Source organism: Streptomyces lavendofoliae (assembly GCF_014649735.1).
Taxonomy (GTDB): Bacteria; Actinomycetota; Actinomycetes; order Streptomycetales; family Streptomycetaceae; genus Streptomyces; species Streptomyces lavendofoliae.
On sequence record NZ_BMTP01000026.1, the window covers coordinates 1 to 25364 of the forward strand.

The window sequence follows — 25364 nt, forward strand, 5'->3', positions numbered from 1 at the left end:
ATGGGAGGCGACGTGGCTGAGGTGCGCCGGGAGATGGAGACCAACTTCTTCGGCCCGCTCGCCGCGACCCGCGCCTTCGCCCCGGTGATCGAGGGCAACGGCGGCGGCGCCGTGCTCAACGTCCTGTCCGCCCTGTCCTGGTTCCACCCGGCAGGACTCGGCTCCTACGCCGCGTCCAAGGCCGCCGCCTGGGCGCTGAGCGACGCGACCCGCGAAGAACTGGCACCGCGCGGGATCACCGTCTCCGCGCTGCACGTCGGCTACATGGACACCGACATGGCCGCCGGCGTGCCCGCCGATCAGAAGGTCGCCGCCGCCGACGTCGCGGCCCAGGCCCTGCACGGCATCGAGACCGGCCTGTTCGAGATCCTCGCCGACGAGACCAGCCGGTACGTCAAGCAGAGCCTGTCCGCGACGCCCCAGCCGAACGCGACCTGACGCTCGCCCTTTCCCCTGGTGCGACCACCCTCACATCCCTGACGAGGCCCGGCGGATCTTCGACCGGTTGGCCGAGGCCGGCGGGACCCTTCTCGACAGCGCGGACGGCTACCAGTTCGGCGAGTCGGAGGATGGAGATCGCCGAGGAGACCGGCGTGACGCCCGCCAGGTGGCGGTGGCCTGGGTGCGCGAGCGCGCCGCCCGCCCCGTTGCCACGCTCGTCCCGATCATCGGCCCGCGCAATCCCTCCCAGCTCGACAGCTACCTCGGCGTCCTCGACGTCCATCTGGTCGATGAGCGGTACACCCGCCTGACCGAGGTCAGCGCGGTGCTGCTCGGCGTGCCCCAGGAGGAAATCGCCGCCTCCAGGGAGGCGCCGCCGACCGCGCCATCGCCCCGGTCATGCCGGCGGCCTGACGGGTGAACGCGGCCTTGGGGGCCAACCCGCTGCTCGACCGGAGCCCGACAAGTCGATGACACCTCCCGAACCCGTCCCTGACGGAGTTGAGACAGAGCGTTCTCGACCCACGCCCCCACCCGAAGCCGCAGGTGAGACACGTGGCGGGAACCTGCCGCATGCTCCACGCGTGGACCTGCGGAAACATGTCGGCACCACCCACCGCAACCTGGGGAATCATTGAATCAGCCGGTCAGAGGCCCTTTTCTGTGAGCTTGAGGATCGCCACGCGCTCCACATGGTGCGCCATCGGAGAGATGCGAGGGCACGTCAGTACGACAGAACGCGCAGGCCACGGGCCCTCTTCCTGAGGGGTGGCGTGCGACTGCGGGCGAGGAGCGTCGAACAAGCGTCTGCAGCTCCTCGCCGTCAACCGCTGCGGCTCAGCCCACGTAGCTGCGCATGATGCCGGCGAAGTCGCCCTTGTCGTAGATGGCGTCCGCCATGGCGACCGAGAGCGGTTGACCGTTCACCAGAATGGTGGGGGTGGCAGGGGATCCCGCCCTGGCGTGAGCCTCTTCGGCACCGGTGACGAAGTCGTTGTCGCTCGAGTTTCTGACGGCCTGATCGAAGGCGGTGCCGCGCAGCCCGGGGATCTTGCTCGCGATGCTCAGAAGCCTGTCGTCGGTGAACCCGTCCACGGTTTCCGACGACGGCTGGTTGGTGTACAGCAGCCCGTGAAGTTCGGTGAACTTCCCCGCATCCAGCGCCGCTCCGAGTGCGGCCACCGCTTTCTTGGAGCCCGTACCGCCCTGCTTGTCGTCGATGAAGGTCGCAAATCTGTACTCAATCGCAATCTTGCGTTGCTGGGCGAGCTCCACCAGATGAGCACCGCTGCCCGAGGTCTCGAACTCCCGAGACATGACACAGCGCGGATCTTCGAACACCGTGACCGTCGTGCGCGCGGACGGGTCACCGACGATGACGGCCATGGTCTGCGTATCCAGCCGTTCGGGCAGTTCCCCCATGAGCGGCTTCGGATCGTCCTTCCACCAGGGGCCGTACACCCCGATCCCCACGGCCGCGGTGGCACAGGCCACGACGGCACACCCCAGATTGCGCATTTCACCCATGAGGCTCCCCTCCCCCGCCCTGTCAGAGGTGACAGGGCGGGGAGCAGGGTACCTCCAGGCCCCACGGCCATCGCGAGGGGGCTGGGCATGGCCTCATTCCGGCCCTCCGGAATACGCCACATCACCCTGCCCACCGATGGGGGCTGTAGACAGGGCGACGTGATCACGCTCGCGTAAAGCTCGTGCTACAACGCACTAGTTGTAGGGCTTGAAGAACCGGGTCCATTCGTATTTCCACTGGTCGGATGTGTAGATCCAGGCACTCGGCTTTGCACCGTTGAACTTTCCGTCCGGCTTCGCGGCCCATGTCCACATTTTCACCGCACCATCCGGCTGGTGGTACAGGGTTCCGATGTCGTCGTACCCGTCGCTGTTGTAGTCACCGATCACCATCTGGCTCTTGTTTACTTGCCAGCTGGGGTCAGCGACGAGCGAGACGTAGGCAGAGCCGAACTTGTTGCCCTCCTGGGACTCGGCGATGATCGTCGACACGTTGTCACTGGTGGCAGCTCTGTCGTCCCAGAGGATGGCGTCATCGCGGCCATCACGGTTGAAGTCGCCTGCGTGGGGGATGATGAGATCCCAGTCCAGGTAACTGCTGTACCACCATGAGGTGGGCTTGGCGAACCCTCCCACCGCCGTGGCGAGGAACGTGTGGTTGCGGACGGTGTCGTCTCCTTGGCCATAGAAGACGCCGAGGTCGTCGCGGCCGTCTCCGTTGAAGTCGCCGGTGACGAATTTACAACGGTCCCTGAGCCAGGTGCCCTCAGGTGCGGTCCAGGATTCGAAAGGTTTATTGAATCCGCCCTTGATGCTGGCCGTGTAAGTGATCAACTTGCTGGTTCCATCAGGATAGGCGTACCAGACGGCGATGTCGTCACGTCCATCTCCGTTGAAATCGCCGGATTGCGGTGTCATGTAGCTGCCGTGCATGAAACCAGGCGGCACGCTCCACGACGAGAAGGGAGCGGCGAAGCCTCCATCCGCTTTACCGAGCGACGTCCACAACTTAAGACTGGTGTCGCTGGACGGCTGAAGGGCTGCCATGTCGCCACGTCCATCTCCGTTGAAGTCGCCGGTGACGAACTTCATGTACTTCGATTCCCAGGTACCCGCTGCGGCTGCATATGACTTCATCGGCAGATCGAAGGTGCCATCTGCTTTCGCCAGCAGCGTATACGTGGCATCCGTACCCGCGTCGAAGTCGTACCACAGCCCGATGTCGCTACGCGCGTCCCCGTTGTAGTCGTGGCGGGGACCGGCGCCGTTAGTCCAGAGTGTTTGCCCCTTGGCGTTGTAGGAAACCAAGTTTCCGCGGTCCTGAAGAACGGCATAACCCGTTCCCGGATCTGTGACGCCAGCCGTCCATAGCTTGGCGCTGCCGTCACTGTTGTAGACAGCCAGGTTCCCGTTCGCCTCCACTCGAGCGGTGGCACCCCTGTGGCCTCGAGTGTCCGTGGACCACAGGACTCGAGACGGAGCCGCATTAGAGGTGACTACGAGGTCGCCCCCCGGATCCTCTTCGTTCACATAAGCGCGCATAGTGAGCGTGACCTTTTTACCGACCACCGACTGGCCTGACTTGAGCTCCGTGCCCCCGGCGATGAGAGCACCGCCTGTGGGACCGTCGATGGCGAAGTAGGCGCCGATGCCGGTGTAATCACTTCCAGTTTTTCGGCCGGGCCAGCCCAGGAGTGTGTTGTTACTCTTGCGTGCCCACAAGTCGGGAATACCATCGCCGTCGGAAACCCCGTCACCATTTCCGTCGCCGTCCAGGTCTCCGGTTACGCCGAGGACAGGGAAGAGGCTCTTGGGGTGGGTGCCACTCGTAAGTTTGAAGCGATTGGACGGGGTGCCCCACGTGGCGAGGCTCAGTGTGCCGTCGACGTCGGGTTTGCCGTAGGAGCGGTAGAGGTCTCCGGAGGCGTCCTCGCGAAGCAACAGATCGGGAAGTTTGTCTCCGTTTAGGTCGCCCGCGACGATGACGGTGAATCGGTCCCAGTCGGTTGTACCCACAAGAATGGCGTGCGGACGTGTCACGTCGAGTCTGGCGCCACGGCTGCCGTAGTAGGCCCACAGGTGCTTGCCCTGCTTGACCAGGAGATCAGCCATGCCATCGGCGTTGATGTCACCGCCGGTCGTGATCTGCTCGGCGTTGTGCCAGTGGTCGTCTCCGTTCCAGCTTTCAGTTGCCCGGCAGCGGGTGGACGCCGTTGGTACCGGGCAGGTGACGCTGAGCTCCAGCTTGCTCTCCGGGTCGATGCCTCCTTCGCCGTTGTTGCTGTAGAGAACGAGGTGCTTCTTCAGGGTGGTCTGTTTGTATTCGAGGGCGATGAGGTCGTTACGGCCATCCTGGTGCCAGTCACCGCTGTAAGTGACCTGCTGGTCGGGGAAGCTGGCGCCCGCGTTGGTCGCGGAGGAGAAATCCCGATTCCCCTGGCCCACGTAGGTGAGCAGGGTCCCGTTGGTGTCGGTGCTCCAAATGTCCATGAACCCGTCACCGGTGAGGTCGCCCGGTTTGTCCCGTGCATCGGCCCGATTGGCGTAGTACAGATAGGTGGCTTGATCGGATCGGTTGCCGGCTTTGTCGACGCTGTACGCGTGCACCAGGTGCGGACCGTAAGAGGGAGGTGTGACGAGAGCGGAGGCGACGTCTGCGGGGGTCATCCGAACTTCGGAGTTCGTGTCGGTCCACCAGTAGTAGGCGACAACGTCCTTGACTCCGTTGTTGGTGAAGAGGAACTTGCCTTCGCTCCGTGCTGTGCCGGTCAGCGCCGGCCAGCCGTTTTCCCCGCTGGGGAACTTGCCGGCCTCGGATGTGATGAGCGGCGGCTGACTGGGACGGTTACGGTCCAGGCTGAACTTGCACGTGGTGCTCCATGCGGACAGCGCACCGTCAGGATCCTTCGCGCGCACCTTCCACGTGTAGTCGCCGGAAGGGGTCTTGTCCGCGGGCAGGACAAGTGTGGTGACGCGTCCCTTGAGAGCCGGCAGGCTGGTGTCCACGACGGGTACCGTCGGGGTCGATGAGCCCGTCCTGAACAGCTGGAACTGGGCTGTGAGGTTGCCACCGTCCGGATCGTCGGTCTTCGCATAGAGGCTAACCGCGCTGTTGCCGATGGTTCCCCCAGCGGTGCAACTGGTACGAGGATTGGTACCCAGGCTGGTTGGTGTCTTGGGCGGATGGTTGTACTTGATTTCGAGGGTGGCGGTCTTCGGGTCGAACTTCTTCCATCCGAAGGTGTCAGCCTCGTTCGTGGCGTACAGGCCGAGGGTGACGCTGGCGTCCTTGTTGGCGGCCGCCTTGCGCACGACAGGGGTGGCGTTGAACTCGAGGTTGCCCGCGGCGCAGTCCTTGCTCCAGCCCTTGGCATCATCCACGGTCGAAAGAACCGCACCGATCTTGCCTGGCTGGTTCGCCCAGGTCGTCTTGCGGGAGAAGTCGCCGGTCTCCCACAGCTCGATCGGCCGAGGTTGGCACGACCAAGACCAGGTGTTGCGGATGCGGAAGGTCGCTTCCTTGACCTGAGCTCCCGCCACGTCGCTGGTGTCCAGCTGGAAGAACGAGCGGGAAACGCGGTCGCTGCCGCCGGTCTCGGCTTCGTATCCGACGCGTACGACTTCCTTGACGTCGTAGAAGGACGTATTGGGGTACGCCTTGTACACACGGGCCCAATGCTGCCACTCGCCCCACGCCCAGCTGGGGTCGATGTAGACGGGGTAGGTGGTCTCGGCTCCGGTCAGCAACTCCTGGTTCGGCGTGATGGTCAGCGAGTCACCGGTGACGGTGGTTCCCATCTGAGCTTCTTCGGCACCGGCGCCGGGTTCGAAGGCGTCCGCCGGCGCCTCGGCGGCCAAGGCGCGCATCGTCGGGCTCGTCGGCTGACTGGAGTCCCACATCAGAGGCGTGGGGCTTGTGAACACCGTCTGCCCGGCCGGGTCCTGGGCCTCAAGGGCACCCGTGTCCGCGTCCTTCGTGACCGTCAAACCCACGGTTTTTATCGGAAACTGAAGCGTCGCCAACTCAGGGTTCTTGGCCGCTTCGGCAGTCTTGACGACGAGCAGCTGGGAGAAGCCCTCGGTCTCCGCTTTCAGCTGCAAGTCCACCCCGGCCAGCACCTCCGCGTACGTGGCCACGTTGCCGTTGAGCGTCGGCTTGGGCAGCGGCTTGGGCCAGGTCAGCGACAGGGAACGTCCGTCCTTGACACCAGTCAGCATGGGGCCGCTGCCGCCACCGGAGAACCGGACCGAAACCGAGGACGCTCTGGGCACGACGGAACCATCGGTTGTGAAGACGAGTGATGGATCCGTGGGAACCCAGGCGCCGTTGCGCCAGACGCGTACCGCTGTCCCATGGCGCTTGACCGAGAACGAACCGTCTGGTTGTGCCCAGGTGTCACTCGCCTCCGTCCGCGCGGACAGCAATTCCACGGGCCGCCCTGAGGCCTTGGCATCCTCGAGGGCCTTGTCCTCCTCGCTGAGCGAGCCAGCAGCCACCGGATCGCCGGCCGTCTGCGCCGGCGTCTGGTCCGGCGGACTGGCGTAGGCAGGTTCGGACGACACCCCCGGAGCGAGCAGACTGCCTGCCAGCGCGAACGCCAGCAGGCCGGCCTGCCTCATCCGGGAGCCCCCTCCCTTGTTGCGTATGGACACGCAGGTCTCCCCCCTTATTCGTTGTGCCCGGATTTCGCGCCGAACTATAGCTGGCTACCTCGAAAACCATCCGGATTGAGCCAGCCATAGGAGAAGACCACTCGTGATGAAACCGTGCACATCTGGTAAAGCCGGACAGCGTCGGAAAGCCAAACTCATCGTGACTCTGCTGGTCCAACCCACAGTTCGGCACTTCACCAAGCCCCCACAAAGGGGGATGAGACCAGAATCAGACATTACTGAAAAACAGCACGTTCCCCACTCATTGGCCACGGCACCTATTTGCAGATGACCTCTGTGCTGTTATGGTCGGCCCAATTTTGTCAGTGTGTATGAGGGGTGGGGGCGTGAGCCGTTTCGGCGCGCGTAAGTGGGTTGGGGCCCTCGCGGCCGCCGTCGTCGCGAGCTTGTTGCCCGCGCAGGCAACAGCTGTTGCCGCAGCAGCCGGGAGGGGGCCGGACCTTCCACAGCTGAGACAGCCGCCCACCGTGCCCGTCACGAAGATGTCCGTCGGGGGTACCAAGGCGAGAGGAACGAAGGCCGCCAGGTGGACCGCACCCAAGGTCGTGTGGCCGGCCGCCGGCTCGGAGACGGTTCTTTTGCAGGCGGTCACCGGGGCGGGGCGCGCCCAGAGGCGAGCTGGCGGCCTGCCTGTCTTCCTTGGCGCTGCTCAGTCGAAGGCTCGCATCGGCGCTCAGGCCACCGGCAAGGTGAAGGTCACCGTCGCTTCCGAGGCCGCAGCGCGCAAGGTCGGCGTGGAAGGTTTGGTGTTGTCGCTCGCCCGCGAGGACTCCGCCACCGCCGCGAGCAAGGTCGACGTTCGTGTCGACTATGCCTCCTTCAAGGGAGCCTACGGTGGTGACTGGGCAGCTCGCCTGCGCCTGGTCCAGCTTCCAGCCTGCGCGCTGACCACTCCGAACAAGCCCGCATGCCGTACGAGCACGCCTCTCCCGACGGCAAACGACACGAAGTCGAGCACGCTGTACGCAACCGCGCCCCTTCCCGGCGCCACCCCACGGGGAGCAAGAGCTGCATCGGCGGGATCTGGGACGACGGTCCTGGCGGCGACGGCGGAGCCGTCCGGTCCCACCGGTGACTACAAGGCGACCTCCCTCACGGGCTCGGGCTCGTGGACCGCCGATGACGCCACGGGCGGGTTCAACTGGTCCTATCCGGTGGGCGTTCCCTCCGTGCCGGGTGGTCTTCAGCCCTCCATTTCTCTCAACTACAGCTCACAGTCCGTTGACGGTCGTACGGCGGTCACCAACAACCAGGCGGACTGGATCGGTGACGGCTGGGGTTGGCAGCCGGGCTACATCGAGCGCCGCTACAAGTCGTGCAACGACGACAAGACCGGCGGCACGAACACCACGAGGGTCGGTGACCTGTGCTGGTACAACGACAACGCCACTCTCTCGCTGGGCGGCAAGAGCACCGAGCTCGTCTATGACAGCGCCAAGGGCTGGCATCCGGCATCTGACTCGGGTGAGAAGGTCGAGAAGCTGACCGGCGCGTCCAATCCCGACAGGGGTACGGCCGGTGTCGATGGTGTCGGAGAGCACTGGAAGGTCACCACGACCGATGGCACCCAGTACTACTTCGGTCTCAACAAGCTGCCCGGCTGGCGCGACAACGGCACCGCCGCCGATGACCCGGTGACCAACTCGACGTGGACCGCGCCTGTTTTCGGCAACCAGTCCGGCGAACCCTGTTACAACGCTTCCTTCGCGGCGGCCTGGTGCCAGCAAGCCTGGCGGTGGCAGCTCGACTACGTGGTCGACCCCCGCGGCAACGCGATGGCGTACTACTGGAAGACGGAAGCCAACAACTACGGCCGCAACGTCTCCGAGACCACCGGAAACGCCACCGTTACCCCCTACATCCGCGGTGGCTGGCTCGACCACATCGACTATGGGCTTCGCTCCGACGCCGTGTACACCGGCAAGCCCATGGGCAAGGTGCTCTTCGGTGTCAGCGAGCGCTGCCTGGCTTCTTGCACCACGTTCGACGAGGCAAATGCCAAGAACTGGCCCGACGTCCCCTTCGACCTCTATTGCAAGGACGGGTCGACGGAGTGCAAGGACAAGTACTCCCCCAGCTTCTGGTCTCGTAAGCGACTCGCCTCCATCACCACCCAGGTGCTCACCGGTGGCGCCTATAAGGACGTCGACTCCTGGGCACTGAAGCAGAACTTCCCGCCCTCCGGTGACGGCATCTCGACCCCCATGTGGCTGGAGTCCATCACCCGCACAGGCAAGGCAGGGGGCACCGCCGCGCTGCCCGCGGTGACCTTCACCGGCGTGCAGAAGCCGAACCGCGTGGACAAATTCGGTGACAGCCTCGCCCCGTTCATCCGCCTACGGATGGCCCAGATCACCACCGAGTCCGGCGGCACCATCGGCATCGACTACTACGACCCGGACTGCACGGCCGCGTCCCTGCCACCGACCGACGCCACCAACACCACTCGGTGCTACCCCGTCAAGTGGGCCTACGAGGGCGAGACGGCCAAGCAGGACTGGTTCAACTCCTACGCCGTCAAGCGCGTCACCGAAGGGGACAACCTCGTCGAATCGCCGGATGTGGTCACCGAGTACACGTACACCGGTGGCGCCGAGTGGGCCAAGAGCACTGATGAATTCACCAAGCCTGTGGACCGAACCTTTTCGGTCGCCCGTGGCTACCACCTCGTCCAGACACGCAAGGGTGCGGGCCTGGACCACAAGACGCTGACCGAGACGCGCTACTTCCGCGGCATGGACGGCGCCGCGGTGGAGGACTCCACCGGAGCTTCCGTCACGGACCGCGAGCAGTTCGCCGGCATGGTCAGGGAGAAGGCCACCTACAACGGCGACGGTGGCGCGCTCATCTCCTCCACCTCCTACACTCCCTGGCGCTCCGCCATCACGGCCACCAGGTCTCGCACCGCAGCCGATCTGCCGGCCCTCGAGGCATACCAGACAGGCACAGAAGCGGAAGAAGCTCACACCAAGCTCACCAGCGGCACTCGTACTACCAAGACCATCCGCAGCTTCGACGCCTACGGCATGATCGCCACCCAGTCCGACCTCGGTGACATCTCCAAGACCGGCGACGAGCAGTGCATCACCACCAGCTACGCCCGCAGCTCCACCAACCCCATCCGCAACGCCGTCTCCCGCACAGACACCGTGGCTGCCGCGTGCGGGGCCACCGTGAGCCGGCCGGCGGACGTCATTGACGACGTCCGCAACTACTACGACGGCCAAGCCTTCGGGGCTGCTCCTACAAAGGGGCTGGTGACCAAGACCGACCGTATCAACGGTGCGGGCACCGGATACGACGTCACCACATCCACTCCCGCCATCTGTGGAGCGGCTAAGGACCAGCTCTGCTTCGACCAGTACGGTCGGGCGCTGGCGACCACTGATGTGTATGGCAAGACGACGACGACTGCCTACATACCGACGGCCGGGGAAGTACCGACCTCCACCGTGGTCACCAATCCGCTTGGTCACACGGTCACTACGGTGCTGGACCCGTCCCGCGGGCAGCCCACCAAGGTCACCGACCCCAATGGCAAGGTGACCTCGACCGCCTATGACGCCCTCGGGCGCGTCAGTAAGGTGTGGATTCCGACGCGGCCTCAGGCCACGTACCCCAACGCGCCGAACCACGTATTCGACTACCTCGTACGCAATAACGGCCCGGTTGTCGTCACCAGCAAGTCGCTCGATCACAACAGCGATTATCAGACCAGCTACGCCTTTTTCGACGGTCTGCTGCGCGCCCGCCAGAGCCAGGCGACCTCGCCCGACCGCGCGGGGCGCCTGATAACCGAGTCGTTCTATAACACCCGCGGGGAAACCCGGCTGTCGTCGGGGACCTACTTCGCCACGGGAGCCGCCGAGCCGGTACTCGTGACAGGTCAGGAGACCAACTACCCCTCCTCCACCGAAACCGTCTTCGACGGCTCCGGACGCCCGACCGCCGTCATCGCCAAGCGGTTCGGTGACGAGACCAAGCGCACCACCACCAGCTACACCGGAGACACCACGACTGTCGTCCCGCCCGAGGGTGGCACCGCCACGACCACGGTCGTCGACGCGCTCGGCCGGACCGTCGAGCTCAAGCAGTACACGAACGACGACCGCACCGCGTCGCAGTCCACCCTCTACGGCTACAACAAGCACGGTCGTCTCGAGCAGGTCACCGACGCCTCCGGCGCGAAGTGGACCTACGGTTACGACACCCGAGGCCGCCAGACGACCGTCAGCGACCCCGACAAGGGCGCCACGACCACCTTCTACGACAAGGGCGACCGCGTCACGGACGTCACCGATGCCCGCAGCATCACCCTGCACACCGATTACGACGTCCTCGGCCGCCGCACCGCGCTGAAAAAGGGCACCACCACCCTCGCTTCCTGGACCTACGACACCCTCGCCAAGGGCCAGCCCACCGCAGCCACGCGCTACAACGCCGGCAACGCCTACGTCAGCGAGGTCACCGAGTACAACGACCTCTACCAGCCCGTCGGCACCAAGGTCACCATCCCTGCGGCGGAAGGTCAGTTGGCCGGTGCATACGAATGGTTCAACTTCTACAACGACAACACCGGCCACCTCGAGGAAACCGAACACCCGGCCACCGGTGGCCTGCCGGCCGAATCCGTCGTCACGAACTACAACACCGGTGGCTTGCTGGTCTCCGCCTACGCCAATAGCGACCCGCTCATCTCAGACGCCCGCTATGACCACTACGGTCGCCCGCAGCGCCTGGAGTACGGCGAATTCGGCCGCCATCTGTGGACCACCAATGAATACGACGACCACACTGGCGCGCTGACGCGCTCCTACGCGGACCGTGAGGTCGCACCCCAGCGCATCGAGGACTCCCGCTACTCGTACGACCCGGCCGGGAACATCACCTCGATAGCCGCCGCCTACGGTCAGGACACCACTCGCACCACCGACACGCAGTGCTTCGCCATGGACGCCCTGCGTCGGATCACCGAAGCCTGGACCAACGCCGGGGAACAGTGCGCTACCGCACCCTCCGCCACGGTGGTGGGAGGCCCCGACGCCTACTGGACCAGCTACACCTACGACGCCGTCGGCAACCGCAAGACCGAAACCCAGCACAAGACGACGAGCGGCCCCACCGCCGACACCATCCGCACCTATACCGCCCCCGCCGCTGGCAAGCATCAGCTGCCCTCGGTGACCCAGACCGGCGCCACCCCCCACAGCGCCACCTACACCTACGACGCGAGCGGCAACACCGAGACCCGCAAGTCCACCAACCCCGGTGCCCCGCTCGACCAGACCCTGGCCTGGGACGACGAAGGCCACCTCGCCAAGGTCACCGACGGCATCAAGACCTCCACGTACCTGTACGACACGGACGGCCAGCGCCTCATCGGCCGCGACTCGACCGGCACCACCACGCTCTACCTCCCCAACGGCAACGAGCTGGAGATGGACAAGGTCGGCCTGGTCACCGGCACTCGCTACTACAGCGCCGGCGGCAAGACCGTCGCCATGCGCACCAACAACAAGCTCACCTACATCCTCACCGACCACCAGAACACCAGCACCACCCAGGTCACCAACGACGCAAGCCAAGCCGTAACCCGCCGCAAGAGCACCATCTTCGGCGCCCCCCGAGGTACCCCGCCGACCAACTGGACCGGCAAGAAGGGCTTCGTCGGCGGCACCAATGACGCCGACACCAGCCTCACCCACATCGGAGCCCGCGAATACGACCCCACGATCGGCCGCTTCATCAGCGTCGACCCGATCATGGACCTGACCGACTCCCAGCAACTTCACGGCTACACCTACGCCAACAACAACCCCGTCACGTACTCCGACCCCACGGGCTTGATGCCGGACCACGGCGGTGGAACGAGTTCCTGCACCTACCCATGTAAGTCCGAGGCCGCTGCTGCCGTGGCGGCCGGCCCAACGAGCCCGCCCAATCAGCCCAACCAGGGAGGCGGGAAGTCACACGACAACGGCAAGAAAGGCGTAATGAGCCAAGCCGACTCCGCATTCACGGATGCGGGCGGCAACACATGGACCTTCGCTGACAACAATCCCAAACTCCGCCGCGCCTACCTCGACCGTTACGAGTACAAGCTCAAGACCCTTGACTACCGCAATGCACAGCAGCGCGAAATGGCGCAACTCAGCGCTGCGCTCTCTGCCTGCCAGAGCGTCTACGGCGACGAACGATGCTGGTCCTACCTTGAGGCTTATCACGCCCCGATGCACGCGAGGGGCGAGCTCCTTGGCTGGGACGCCCGCATCGGCGCACTACCAGCAGGGGCACGCTACGCCAAGGCTGTCAAGGGCAACCCATGCACCAAGTGCTTTCTAGCCGGCACCGACGTCCTCCTCGCCGATGGCAGCACAAAGAACATAGAGGACATCAAAGCCGGGGACGCCGTCCTCGCCACCAATCCTCTGACCGGCAAAACGGAAGCGCGCAAGGTCACGCAACTGATCGTTACCGACGACGACAAGCGCTTCAACACACTCACGCTCCAAACCGGCACGGGCACTGAAAAGCTCACCGCAACATACGAGCACCCCTTCTGGTCCCCCTCCGAAGAACGCTGGATCGAGGCGCGGAACCTCACTGCCGGCATGACCCTCCTCACGGACACCGGCACAACCGTGACCGTGCAGGCAAACCGCTCCTTCACCAAGTACGCCCGTACGTACAACCTAACGGTCGAAGACCTACACACGTACTATGTGCTGGCCGGGGCCACACCGGTACTAGTTCATAACGCAAACTGCAAGGTCGTCGTCGAGAACCAGGCTGGACGGTTTGGCGATATGGATCCCGGTGTGCCAGGTGACGGACTTACGCCCCATCACATGCCTCAGGATGCGCTTGGGCACCTGCCCAGAAACGATGGGGGCGCGATCGTGATGACGCATGCGGACCATGCACTTACTCGCACCTATGGCGCTCGCGGCAGGGCTACCAAGGCTGCGGAGGCTGGGCTTCCATTCCGGACTGTACTCGCCAGAGATATTTGGGATCTGCGCCGAATAGGGCAACAGCAATATGGCGATCCCGGCTACTACAACAAGGGAATCCAGGATCTACTCGCCTACTACCGGAGCATCGGTAAACTCTAGAAAGGAAAGTGCAGGATGCCAGTTCGGCGTGAGGTAGAGGACCTGATTGGCGCGGGACCGCTCCCCTCGGAGGATGCTTCCGAGGAGGAAATCGCTGAGGCTCAGCGACTTCTCGATAACATCACGGCACCGGTCTCAGATGAAGAGGCGCAGGCACTATCGGCGTGCTTCGGCCCCGACAACTGTTACGGCCTTTCGTGGACCTTGCTGCATCTGATCGAAACAGCACCGGGTGCTCAGAGTGCGAGCTACTCACGGAACGTCGAAAACCTGTGGGTCCAATTGCTCACCGCTCGCGTCGAAGCCGCGAGAGGAAACCGGGAGTAGCGTGCAGTTGAATCGACGCCAGGGCGCCGGCTGCAATCTGCCATAGCAAAGCGGGAGCCCCCTTAAGGGGGCTCTCGTTGTGTTTGACGGCAGTAATTGACGGCAACGTCAGCGGACGGGGGCAGCGCAGGGTGGCGGTTCGTTGCCTTCGCCCACGGCTGCATGGCTGCTCGCCGAGCTGCCGAGCGCGGTGCTGAGAGTGTCGATGGCGTCGCGCTGGAGGCGGATGCGTACGTGGGCGTAGACGGTGGCGGTGACGCCGATGTGGGCGTGGCCCAAGAATTTCCTGATCACGGCGAGTTCGACTCCCTGCTCCAGGAGCAGGGTCGCGGTTCAATGCCTGAGGTCGTCGAAACGGATGCGGCGGAGGTCGGCGCGGCGGAGGAGCGTGGTGAAGGTGCGGCTGAGGCTGGGCGGGTCGAGTGGTCCGCCCTTCTCCGAGAGTCCCTGGAGACGGTCACTCGACAGATTCCCCGCGTGATCTCGGGTACTTCTCAGCGCGTGCCGTACTTGACCGTCCAGTCGCGCGAACCGGCTGCCGAGTCGCTCGACCGCCGCCTCAGTCGCCGCCTCACCCTCCGGCTCCGGTACGACGGCTCCTTCTGGGATGCCCTCCATGGAGAAGAGCGCATCTGCGGACGTAATTCCCCGCTCCACCGCAGCCGTTCGACGCACCGCATCTCCCGTGCTCATCTGCGTCACGCACCTCGGCACTCCCTGCGATACAGGGTAACGAGGCCAGCGCAATCAGCACACGTCTATCCGAGACCTGTCGCCGTATAGCCCAAGCCCAAAGAACAGACCTAACGCGCTACTCGACGGGTTGAGCCCGACAAGTCGTTTGACCCTCGCCATCTGGCCCCAGGACGACCACCTCACACACCGTCAGAAATAGCGTCGAACGAGCGTCAAGACATTTCCGGAACCCGTCTCTGACGGAGTTGAGCAGAGCGTTCCCGACTCACGCTCCCGCTGCGAAACCGCAGGTGAGCCATGTGGCGGCTACCTACAACAGGCTCCACGCGGTGAACTTCGGGAAACAGGTCGAGCACCACCGACCACATCTGGAAAACACAAGAAAGCCGCAGGTCAGGCCCCCTTGCCAGCAGGCTCCAGAATCGCCACGCACTCCACATGATGCGTCATCGGAAAGATGTCGGCCTGAGCGAGTCACGGAAAAGACCAGGTCAGTGCCGCTTTCCCTGCTCCCCGCACAGCGTCAGTGCTCCCAGAGCGTCAAACGAGCGTCACGGTCGATAGCCCATCCCGCCCACTCGGGCCAGACGGGGCTGGCACGACCAGTTGCCCCCGCAGGCTCCATCCCGCTAACTCCAGAGGCCAGCTGGCTCCTTGTGCCCCGTGCCACAACTCCGGCCCCAGAGTGGAGGCATGCCCTCCAGCCCACACCACCCCGACAGGAGTAGCTCCAAGCCCGCCCGGACAGCCAGAGCCTCATCGCGGACCTGCGGGCCGTCGTCCACACAATCGTCCCCGTCAAAGTCATGCACCAGAAGATCGCGGTGATCGGAGAGCGGACGGTGGTGATCGACAGCGTCAACATCCTGTCCCCGGCATGGACCCGCGAGGTCATTATGACGATGCGCGGCGGCACGAGCATCGAGCTGCGCCTCCGATCTGGCACTGCGACGACACGGTCTGCAGGACGGGGCCGAACGGCCGGAGCAACGCCAGGAACCAGGACATCAGGGTGGAGGGGGCTGGAGTCGAGGGATCGAACAATGTTCACCCCAGCTCAGGATTCGTGAACTGCCGGGAGCCACACACGACCTGACCGCGGCCCGGACCCACGGCATACCCGCCGCCCTCGCCGCAGACGACATCAAGTGCTGGGCCGACAAGGCGTACCAGGGCGCCGGCCCTGCGATCCGTGTCCCGATCCGTGGCAAGAACCTGCGCGGCTGGCGCCGACGCCACAATCGCGATCACGCCAAGATCCGCAGCCTCGGCGAACGCGCCATGGCCATCCTCAAGTCTTGGCGGCTCCTGCTGAAACTCCGCTGCAGCACCACCCGGATCACAGCCGCTGTCCGTGCCGTCATTGCCCTCGAACTCGCCACCTGATCAGGATGGGAAGGGCTCCCTGCGCCGATGGCTGGCCGGCACGGTGACGGTCCGCTCGCAGGATGCTCGTAGGCTTGCATGCCATGACGACGCGGATAGCGGGGGATCAGGTGCTCAATCCGTGGACCCGCACGACCAGGAACGCACCGTACGCGGTCCCCGAAGACCTGCCGCACTTGCAAGCCCTCGCCGACACCCAAGTCCACCCCTCGCACGCGCCGTACCAGCTCAACCTGACACTCCCGCCGGAACCGTTCATCGGCCTCCACGACGCGCCCCTGGTCATGCTGCTGGCCAACCCAGGCGTGAGCGACGCAGACCCGGCCGCCTACGCCCGGCCCGGCGTGACCGAGCGAACCCTGCAACACATCGCGAACGCCGGCGGGACCCCCAACCACTTCCTGACGCACCCCGACAAAGACCATCCAGGACTCCGGTGGTGGTCCCGGACCCTGAACGGCCTGACGAAGCAGGGGCACAGTCACGACGAACTCGCCCGGCAGATCCTTGCCGTGCAGTTCCACGGCTACCATTCGCAATCGTGGCGGCCGATCCCGTACACACTGCCCTCCCAGTCCTTCGCCTTCTACCTGGTGCGCCGCGCCATGTCCCGTGACGCGGTGATCGTCCTCGGGCGCATCGCGGCCACCTGGAAGATCGCCGTGCCGGAGCTGGCGTCGTATCCGAATGTGGTGACACCGAAACAAAACCGGAGCGTGCAGATCAGCCGGGGCAACTTCAGCCCTGAGGACTTCGAGCGGATCGAGCAAGCCCTCAAGAGCTGAGCACGCACCGCGGTGCGGTGCGCGCCCAGCGGGAGGGGCGGTCAGAGGCCGGCACGCGCTTCGGCCAGCTTCACGTCCGCCGCCCGCATCTCCCCGCATGCCTGCGGGTGCTTCTGCTCCATCTCCTCAAGCCGTACAGGCGACTTGGACAGAGCCGTGGTCGCCTTCAGGTCCAGTTCGGCGTCGAACTCGTACGGCTTTTGCGAACCGATCGGCGCCGGTCGCGGCGACGACTTCACATGCGCCATCGCCGCGATCTTTCCTTCGACCCCGCCGAAGTAGATCCACAGCCGGTCGCCGTCCCTCATCCGCTTCAGCGGCTTCCCGAGCCACCACTCGGTCGGACCGGAGTCTTCGCGCGCCAGCCTCGCGACCCGCGCTGGGGTGGAGGGGCCATTCTCGATCGTGTCGCGTTCCGGGTCCAGGCAGTACAGCCAGTCCCGAGGGCTTACGACCTGGTAGACGGCGCGTCCGCCTCGGTTCGGAATCTTTTCCAGCACCTCCTGCTCGGTCAGCGCCCGCAGCAGTGCGCGGGCCCGCTTGTCGTCGGTCTCCCAGCCGTAGCTGTTCATGGTGGCGACGACGCGGGCCGGGTCCCACTCTCCGTCCTCGCAGGTCACCCGGCTCTCCAGCACCTCCACCTGAGTCAGCCGTGTCTGATTGCGTGGCCGGCCGTGCCGTTCCAGCAGGTCGTACAGCTTTGCCGCGCCCATGCTCGCGGCGATGCCAAGGGCGCTCCGGTCCACGGTGCCGCTTTCGTCGACCGCCACGATGGCCCTCTCCCGCCAATCCTCCAGGCCCTCCAGCAGTCTGGTTACGGCTTCGATGTCCCGCCACAGGTCATGAGGCGCGGCCTGCTCCGACAGGAGCACCTTGTCTTGCAGTGCGGCGCGCACCACTCGGGCGAGCTGGTCGGAGGAGATGACGACGCTCTCCTGGCTTCCGTCGTCACCGAAATTAAAGTCAACCCGCGTCGCCACGGCGACTCCTCTTCTCTGGATTGGAGAGTAGGTTATATCCTGCTTCTGTCGGCGCGCCACCGCTTTGACGGCACTGGGCAGTTGGGCATCCCGAAGCGACCGGTCAGGTCGCGGGCGCGGCCCGGCGCGAGGCCATCGAGGTCCTGGCCGCCCGCGCCCCGACCCTGGCCGAGGCCATGAAGACCGCCACAGCCAAGGCGTGCGTCATCCTGGACGGCACACTGCTGCCCATCGACAAGATCACCGTCGACACCCCGTACTACTCGGGCAAACACAAACGGCACGGCATGAACGTTCAGGTCCTCACATTCGGCCGACTGCTGTGGGCTTCCCCGGCCCTACCCGGCTCCACCCAAGACCTGACCGCTGCCCGCTAGCGCGGGATCGTCGACGCACTCGCCGCCGCGGGACTGAAGTGCTGGGCGGACAAGGCGGTACCAAGGCGCCGGACGGCACATCCGAGTCCCCTTCCGGGGCCGTCGGCTCAAGCGCTGGCAGCGACGGCGCAACAACAGCCACGCCAAGATCCGGTGCGTCGGCGAGCAGGCCATGGCCGTCTTGAAGCGCTGGCGCCTCCTGCGGAAGCTCCGCTGCGGCACCAACCGGAGCACCGACTTCGTGAAGGCCGTCCCCGTCCTTCACTACCCCTCAACGTGAGGTTGGCAAAGGCTCACTGGCATTCCCAGCCACTTCTGTGGCAGGTTTCCGCGTGCCAGCAACGGGGTCTCGCTCGTAGCCAGATCACCAGCTGCGCTTCAGCCAAGGAGTCTGCGGACGCACCCGGATCACCGGCTTGTCTCTCACCTCATCTTTCACGTAGTAGGCACGAGCCTGCGGCGGTGTTCCCTACCGTGCCCGCGCTCGATGCCCGCGCGCACCACTCGGAGGCTCAGCCATGCCGGCACGTTCCGCACCGTCGCATCTCTTCTTCCTGACCCAGCCCAAGGGCAACGGCGCCATCCTGTTCAGCATGCGGGGGACACCCCGCGGACCGGAGCTCTCGAAGATCGGGACGTTCGAGGATCGCGACGAATCCCAGCTGCTCACCCTCACACTCAATGCGGCTCTCCAGGGAGGAACAGGCGCCCTCGCGAAGGTTCACCGGTGTTCGGCTTCCCTGCCTGGCCCCCTCAGGAGGGCAATCACTGACATCGCGGAGGAGATCGAGGACGCAAATGGTGACGCCCCACGGGCCCAGGCTGCGCGCAGAACCGCGCGGGCCGTTACGGAGAGCCTGGGACAGCGCAACGCGGCCGTGTTCTCGCTTTTCAGCGCTACCGACTGCGGGAGCTGCCGGAACGGCGGCTGCACTGTGGACGAGGACTGCGCAAAGTGCACTGTCTGCGACTCGTCCCCCCGGGGGCGCGGCTGCGGGGACTGCGGCGGTGTTGGTGTAACGCCCAGGTCCGCATTCGTTCTCCATCGGCAGCTGAAGGACCTTGCGGACAAGACGTACCTCGCCGCTTATGACCCCGACTTTTGGGAAGAAAGCGTTCCGGTCAGTGCGGAGGCCCAGTCGAACTGGTTCCTGCTTCACTGCGCTCGCGCGTACTACGACCTCGCGGCCGATCTGCTCGCCGGTGGCATCCCGGAACCGCGCTGCCTGGCCGAGAGCGTGCTATTCGGCCATGCCGTGAGCAGCATCGGCGGGTTCAGTATCGAATCCGTATGCGCGGACGAGGTCTACCAAACCCTTCCGGCCTCTCGGTTCGACTACGACTGGGAGTTCCTCGCTAATGAGAGCGGGCTGCTCGACGTCAGCGAGAGGGCGCACGACTTCCTGGAAGCAGACGTGGCCGAAGATGACTTGTGGGACGAGTGGTTCAAGCCTTACACCGACGTCGAGCCCCGGGGCACGACCCACGGATTCCGCTGCTGACGTTCGCCCGGACCCAAGCCATGGCCGGGACGGGCGTCCAGTCCGCTCGACTGAACGCCCGTCCACGGGGTCCGGCTCGACTGCTCCGTGGTGCCCCTGCCCGCCGGGAACGGGCAGGTCTCGCGACTCCAGCTGCATAACGAATCGAACAGGTGACCCGACGCACGGGATCACGGTAATTTCCCCGGCCACAGGACGGTTCCGCCTGGCCTCGATGGTGCCACCGCAGGATCTTCGCTAGCTGGTGGGAGGAGAAGACCGGAGACATGGTCCGCGAACTCGGCCGCGCATCATCCACGAGCGATCAGCCTGCTGTAACCCGCACCTACAACGGCCAGGCCCGCTGGGTGGCTACGTGGCCTTCGACCTATGCCGCCAAACGGCATGCTCCAGCCCGCCTTTGTCGTGCCCGAGAAGCGCGGCGGCTTCCTCATACACTGCGCGCAACTGGTCGTATGGGAGGTCCGGAACACCAGCATCCACGGCAAAGGCGCGCAGATGTACGTCAACGGCGACGTGCGAACGGCCGACGAGATTGCCTATGTAGTCGATGCTCTTCGGCCCCACTCCCTTCACCGTGCGTAGAGCGGCGCGATTGGCCTGATGATCGAGCCAGGTGTGAAGGTCCTCGCGGGTATCGACCCCATCGGCAGCGAGGAGGTCGGTGATGGCGTGAGCCGTCGCGACCTTCTGTGCGTGGTTGAACTTCATGGCCACGGCAAGGTCTTCCGTGACGAGCCGGCGCTGGAAGCCGCGGACTGGTCTTGCATCAGCCCAGCTCAGTTGCAAATGGAGGAGCCGCGGTCGGAGAGTCCTCTCGTAGTTGCACCGTGGCTGGAAGCTGACGTCGCAGATGACAGCACCCATGTGGGTCCATCCGCCGGGCTGGAGAAACGGTCCGCTGCCAAGGAGGTGTCGAACGTGGTCGGCGAGCCGCTGGGCAGGGCTGGATGCGAGCATGGGTCAAGGATGGCGCTGCCGTCTGGCAAGCTGGTGGGAAAGTTCAAAACTCTCGAATGGATGGAGCAGGGGGCCGTTCCATCGGGCAGCTCCCTCCATGATGGGAGGCTGCCCACTTCGGCTACCGGGTCTCCGTCGAGACCGGGGCGAGGCGGAATAGGCACTGGACCGTGTTGAACTCGATCACCTCGGCAATGAAGCGGAACTTGTCGCCAACTGCAATGGTGGCAGGGACCTCCTTGCCGGTCAGGTGGAGGTTTCCGGTGTTGACGTCCTCGTACTTGAAGTTCGGGCCGTCCGTCGTCTGCGGCCCCTTGTCGCCCGGGCCGAGAAGGAAGTCGTAGCGGGTCCGGTCATCCGAGTGGGCCGCCATGTGCCTGATTGACCCGTCGAAGGCGACTGTCCGCCCCTCGTGCTTGGTTGCGAAGTTCACGTTCGCTTCGTCACACGGGTCCGCCTTCAACAACGCTGCGAACTCGGGATTGTTCTGCGCCGTGATTTCCTCAGCGGCAGTCGGCTCGTCTGCGGGCGGCGTAAGGGAAGGCTTCTCGCTGCTGGCCGTCGAACTGGCTGACGCGCCCTTCTCCTCATCTCCGTCGCCGAGCGCAACGCCAGTGCCGATGATGGCGGCCAAGACCACGAGGACGGCAGCCCCCGCCCCAATCAGACGCCACGGTAGTGGCCTTTTCGGCCGACGGAAGTTGAGGGTGGTGCGAAGTCTGCCTGGGAGCTGTTCCACGAGCTCCCATCCGTCCTTCTGCATCTTCGAGATCACCAAACCGTCGGTGCCCCGAATCGTCCGCACGGCCTTGTACTCGTACTTGATCTCATCGACCATGCGGCTCCCCGCCCCCTGAAGCGAACTGGTCATACCAACTGGGCGCGAGCATAGATGACTCCACGAGGAGCCCGGTGTCACGAACTGTCTGATCATCACCGGCATCCGCAGCACGCTGAACGCGTGTAATCACGCAGGAGCTGGTGACAAGAACTCTTGGGGAGGTCTTTCCCGAGGTGACCGACACCATGGTGGAGGAGTGGCGGCCGGCCCATGCCGACCTGACGTGGGCGAACGTGACCGGCCCGGAGTTATGCATGATCGACTGGGAGGACTGGGGCATGGCGCCACGCGGGCTGGACGCGGCAACGCCATGGGGCTATTCCCTCGCCGTCCCGGCCCTCGCGGAGCGTGTGTGGAGCGAGCGTCGGCCGGACTTGGAGAGCAGGTCCGGCCTGCTGATGGCTCTGTTCTTCTGCGCGAAGGTCGCAGGGCCGCACGCGCATCCCGAGGATCCTCTGCTGAAGCCGGCCAGGAAGGAAGCTGCGCGGCTCATTGCTGAGCTTGGCGACGCCGGGCAACGCCCCCACGGCAGCCGCCCGCACTGACCGTCATCCGGCCTCTGGCCAACCGTCGAACGAAAGGATCGGGCCCCCGTCCAGGTACCGCTGCACGGCAACCAGCGTCGTGTTCGTGAAGGGCCCTGGGTCGTCTTCGCTTCCGCCGGCACCACCGTGCTCGCACCGGGCTCGGGGAGTACGGCACGATAGGGCTGTCAGTGCAGATCACTCAAGCTCTTGCCATGACCAGGGGTCAGCTGGGCGTCCATCCGGTTCCCGCCCGGACCTGAACCGCGTTCCGTGGTCACCGAACCTGATGAACGAATCGAAGCATCCTGAGCCCGGAAGCCTCTCGGTCAAAACCGCAATGTGTTCTCCTGCCCTTGCCGCCTTGAGCGCGGGCAGCACCACCTCCAACAGACGAGGCACGGTGTGCCGGTTGTCGAGGGCGGCGTCCGCGGCGGCCCGTTTAGCCAGGGTTGTGACCTGCTCATGGGCCTTGACCTTTCCAAGCGCCTCCAGCAACTCACGTACGGTGTGCGGGTTGTCGAGGGCGGCGTCCGCGGCGGCCCGTTTAGCCAGGGTTGTGACCTGCGCGTGCGCGCCGGCGTCATGCAACCAGTTCAGCAGTACGGCCACGTTGTGAAGGTCGCCGAGGGTGACGTGAGTGGCGGCCCGGTCGGCGAGAAGCGTGGCTTGATCCTGTGCCCCCATCCCTTTGAGTCTGTGCAGCAGGATGGTTAGGGCGCCCGGGTCATCGAGGGCGACGTGCGCGGCTGGGGTACGGGCCATCAATACAGCGATTTCTTCTTGCGCCCCGGCAGAGCGCAGTCCGGCCAGCAGGATGGACACGGATTGTGGGTCGTCGAGGGCGACGTGCGCGGCGGGTTTACGGGCCAACAACGTCGCAACCTGTTCGCGCGCCCCGGCCTCCTGCAGCACTCCCAGCAGGCGACCTACGGTGAGCGGCCCTACGAGGGTGATATGCGCGGCTGCCCATGTGGCCAGGTCTGCGACCTGCTCGTGCGCCCTGGCCTTGCGCAGACTGTTCATCAGTACGGCGACGGCGCCCGGGCTGTTGAGGGAGGCGTGCGCGGCGGGTTTGCGGGCCAACAGGGTGGCAACCTGTTCTTGCGTCCCGAAATCCAGCAGCGCGTCCAGCAGCCAAGCAACGGTGTACGGCTCGTCGAGGGCGGCCGTCGTCGCGATGCGATCGATCAGAACCCTGATCTGCTCCTCTGCCTCAAGTTCCTGCAGCCTCACCAGCACCTCGGGCATGGTGAACGGCGCTAGTGGGTCGTCGAGGGCGGCCGTCGTTGCGATGCGATCGATCAGGACCGTGATCTGCTCCTTTGCCGCGACTTTCACCAGTATGTCCAACAGTTCGCACACGTCGCCCAGGGCGTCGAGAGCGACCTGCGACGCAGGATCGCGGGCCAGCAGCATCGCCACCTGGTCGTGGGCCCCCACCACCCGCAGGGTCTCCAACAGCGTGGCCACGGCGCCCGGGTTGTCGAGGGCGGCGTGGGCGGAGGCCCGTTTTGCTAGGTCTGTGACCAGTTCCCGTACTCCGAATCTCCACAGGACGATCAGCACCCCAGCGGTGGCATAGGGGCGGTCGACAGCGACATGGGCAGCCGCCCATTCGGCGGGGCGCTGGTCGGCGGGATGCAGGTCGTGGAGGCTGCGGACTAGGTCCGTCGGGGCAAACGATGCGCCATGGACGGTGGCATGCTTGTGGAGTTGCGCAGCGTCCCGGTAGAGGCCGCGAGCCCGAGCGGCGTCTCCGAGTACGGCCAGATCGGCGCGATGGGCGTGGGCGGCGGCGGCAGTCCAGAAGTCGATGGGTGGGATCTGCTCCGCTCGTTCCCGGCGCCCTTTCTGCTCTAGGTAATCAGCCAGCCGGTACAGCGGTCCCTGAACAGCGGAGGCGTCCTCGGTTCGGTTTGCTCTGGGGGTGCGCTGGTTGCGGGAGCTGCCGGCTTTGACGGGGGTGAGGATGCCGGGGACGCCGTTGCACGGCTTCGTGGCGTAGTCGAGGGCCTGTTCCAACCAATCTTCGCCGGTATGGTCCCACTCGGTTTCCGTGAGGTAGCCGGGAGCGGCCTGAGTCAGCCAGGCCAGAGGGATCCGTGGTCCGGCGCCAAGTCGGCGGGCGTCCATCGCCGCGTGGATGAGTGCCTTCGTGGCGGGTGGGGCGGCATTCTGATAGCGGTTCAGGAGGACTTGAACTCCGGCCAGGTACTGGGTGATCTGACCGTCCGTGGCATGCGCGGCGGCCTCACCGAGCCGGGGGTCACGGTCGACGGTGCCGTGCAGCGCAGTCAAGTCGGCTGCTGTGAAGGCATCCGGAACGCCGATTCGATGTCCGTCCAGCAACTCCCGGGCCTGGGGGTGCAACTCCCGGCCGGCGCGGGCTGTCAGAGCGTCCCAGTAGTTGGGCCAGAGGGTGGCCAGCACCAGCACGGGGCCCCGCCTGCGGTCCCGCAGCAGGGTGCGAAGTTCCGCTGCAACCTGTTCCCCGAGCCGGTCCGCGGTCAGATAGAACTGCGCCTCGTTCAGCCACACGACCGTGTGCGGGGCGAGGTCCGCGAGGTCGGCCAGGACAGCGTCGGGGCGGGTAGGGGCGATGGGATGCCACAGCCTCCACGGCTCGTTGCTCTCACGCAGCGGGGCGAGGGCCTCCCAGCAGGCGCGGGTCTTCCCGGTGGAGGAGCCGCCCACCAGCACCGCGATCTGGCTGGCCCCGCCGGCGGCCTGGGCCACCACCTCGGCGAGCACACGGTCGTGCTCACGAGGCACATACGCCGGCAGCATCGGCAGGCCAGTAACCGGGGAGGCGATCGAGCGGTGCACCTCCAGGTAGAACGGATCAACCACTTCCGACAGGGGCAGTCCCGGCAGTATCCCTTCCAGGGCCGTCCGACCGTGCCCCGCTAGGACCGCCGTGCTTGTGACTTCTGCACGTCGGCGGGCCTCGGCCTCGTAGGCCCGGCGCCACGTCTGAGGATGCAGGAATGCTGCCGCGGGCTCGCCGGCCTGCCCCACGCGGTCGGCCCGTGCCTGAACTGCCCGCACCAGCGCTAGGAGGGGATCAATAACTTGGGGGAACTGTTTTTTGCGCAGCCAGTTCCCGATCGTGGTCGGCGCAACCCCTGCGACTCTGGCCAGTTCGCGGTGCGACGGTTGGCCCTGCAGAGGACCGGCGCGGAACGCCTCCAGTTCGGCGAGCATCGCAGCGAAACCAGAATCCTGC

General features: G+C 65.4%; 11 protein-coding genes and 4 pseudogenes. 8 read left to right on the plus strand and 7 right to left on the minus strand.

Going from position 1 to position 25364, the window contains the following annotated elements:
• Both IE109_RS30890 and IE109_RS30895 read left to right on the plus strand, forming a co-directional pair.
• Positions 1–438 (plus strand): SDR family NAD(P)-dependent oxidoreductase (locus tag IE109_RS30890; protein WP_189554681.1); only part of this gene is annotated, 438 nt, incomplete at its 5' end.
• A gap of 67 nt (positions 439–505) precedes the next feature.
• On the plus strand, positions 506–862 hold the full coding sequence (locus IE109_RS30895; RefSeq protein ID WP_229891768.1) for a hypothetical protein: 357 nt from the start codon (positions 506–508) through the stop codon (positions 860–862).
• 416 nt (positions 863–1278) lie between these two features.
• On the opposite strand, the gene IE109_RS30900 is transcribed toward IE109_RS30895, so the two are convergent.
• Positions 1279–1968 (minus strand): DsbA family protein, encoded by a 690-nt coding sequence (locus IE109_RS30900; RefSeq protein WP_189554682.1) that lies wholly within the window; start codon positions 1966–1968, stop codon positions 1279–1281.
• A gap of 195 nt (positions 1969–2163) precedes the next feature.
• The gene (locus IE109_RS30905; protein WP_189554683.1) at positions 2164–6621 is read right to left on the minus strand and encodes an FG-GAP-like repeat-containing protein; all 4458 of its coding nucleotides are present in this window, start codon (positions 6619–6621) and stop codon (positions 2164–2166) included.
• 347 nt (positions 6622–6968) lie between these two features.
• Here IE109_RS30905 and IE109_RS33805 point away from each other — a divergent pair, with 347 nt between their 5' ends.
• A complete protein-coding gene (locus IE109_RS33805) occupies positions 6969–13757 on the plus strand; it encodes a polymorphic toxin-type HINT domain-containing protein (protein ID WP_268251495.1) in 6789 nt (2262 codons plus the stop codon).
• A 435-nt stretch (positions 13758–14192) separates the two neighbouring features.
• Here the strand turns inward: IE109_RS33805 and IE109_RS34220 are convergent.
• Positions 14193–14519 (minus strand): annotated as a pseudogene (locus IE109_RS34220) (tyrosine-type recombinase/integrase); the annotation flags it as partial.
• Between the two features lie 1332 nt (positions 14520–15851).
• Here IE109_RS34220 and IE109_RS30925 point away from each other — a divergent pair.
• Positions 15852–16166 (plus strand): annotated as a pseudogene (locus tag IE109_RS30925) (transposase family protein); the annotation flags it as partial.
• Positions 16167–16249: 83 nt separating this feature from the next.
• Positions 16250–16951, plus strand: coding sequence for a hypothetical protein (locus IE109_RS30930; protein WP_229891770.1), 702 nt, complete (start codon positions 16250–16252; stop codon positions 16949–16951).
• 41 nt (positions 16952–16992) lie between these two features.
• On the opposite strand, the gene IE109_RS30935 is transcribed toward IE109_RS30930, so the two are convergent.
• Entirely contained in the window at positions 16993–17931 is a 939-nt protein-coding gene (locus IE109_RS30935) for a hypothetical protein (protein WP_189554688.1), read from the minus strand.
• A 128-nt stretch (positions 17932–18059) separates the two neighbouring features.
• Here IE109_RS30935 and IE109_RS30940 point away from each other — a divergent pair.
• Together IE109_RS30940 and IE109_RS30945 are read left to right on the plus strand one after the other, a co-directional pair.
• Positions 18060–18588, plus strand: a pseudogene (locus IE109_RS30940) (transposase family protein); the annotation flags it as partial.
• Between the two features lie 238 nt (positions 18589–18826).
• A complete protein-coding gene (locus IE109_RS30945) occupies positions 18827–19810 on the plus strand; it encodes a hypothetical protein (RefSeq protein ID WP_189554689.1) in 984 nt (327 codons plus the stop codon).
• A 351-nt stretch (positions 19811–20161) separates the two neighbouring features.
• On the opposite strand, the gene IE109_RS30950 is transcribed toward IE109_RS30945, so the two are convergent.
• A complete protein-coding gene (locus IE109_RS30950) occupies positions 20162–20770 on the minus strand; it encodes an HhH-GDP family DNA glycosylase (RefSeq protein WP_189554690.1) in 609 nt (202 codons plus the stop codon).
• Positions 20771–20891: 121 nt separating this feature from the next.
• Complete coding sequence (locus tag IE109_RS30955) at positions 20892–21608, minus strand: DUF4839 domain-containing protein (RefSeq protein ID WP_189554691.1); 717 nt, start codon at positions 21606–21608, stop codon at positions 20892–20894.
• Between the two features lie 119 nt (positions 21609–21727).
• Here IE109_RS30955 and IE109_RS30960 point away from each other — a divergent pair.
• Positions 21728–22156 (plus strand): annotated as a pseudogene (locus IE109_RS30960) (hypothetical protein); the annotation flags it as partial.
• Positions 22157–22333: 177 nt separating this feature from the next.
• On the opposite strand, the gene IE109_RS30965 reads toward IE109_RS30960, so the two are convergent.
• Positions 22334–25342 carry a hypothetical protein gene (locus tag IE109_RS30965; RefSeq protein ID WP_189554693.1) on the minus strand — a complete coding sequence of 1003 codons (3009 nt, stop codon included), beginning with the start codon at positions 25340–25342 and terminating at the stop codon, positions 22334–22336.
• Positions 25343–25364: the final 22 nt, after the last annotated feature.

What these genes read in the sequence shown, in the direction of transcription:
- IE109_RS30900 (WP_189554682.1), bottom strand. Translation starts at nt 1,968, where the DNA reads ATGGGTGAAATGCGCAATCTGGGGTGTGCCGTCGTGGCCTGTGCCACC.
- IE109_RS30930 (WP_229891770.1), top strand. Translation starts at nt 16,250, where the DNA reads ATGACGACGCGGATAGCGGGGGATCAGGTGCTCAATCCGTGGACCCGC.
- IE109_RS30945 (WP_189554689.1), top strand. Translation starts at nt 18,827, where the DNA reads ATGCCGGCACGTTCCGCACCGTCGCATCTCTTCTTCCTGACCCAGCCC.
- IE109_RS30950 (WP_189554690.1), bottom strand. Translation starts at nt 20,770, where the DNA reads ATGCTCGCATCCAGCCCTGCCCAGCGGCTCGCCGACCACGTTCGACAC.
- IE109_RS30955 (WP_189554691.1), bottom strand. Translation starts at nt 21,608, where the DNA reads ATGGTCGATGAGATCAAGTACGAGTACAAGGCCGTGCGGACGATTCGG.
- IE109_RS30965 (WP_189554693.1), bottom strand. Translation starts at nt 25,342, where the DNA reads ATGCTCGCCGAACTGGAGGCGTTCCGCGCCGGTCCTCTGCAGGGCCAA.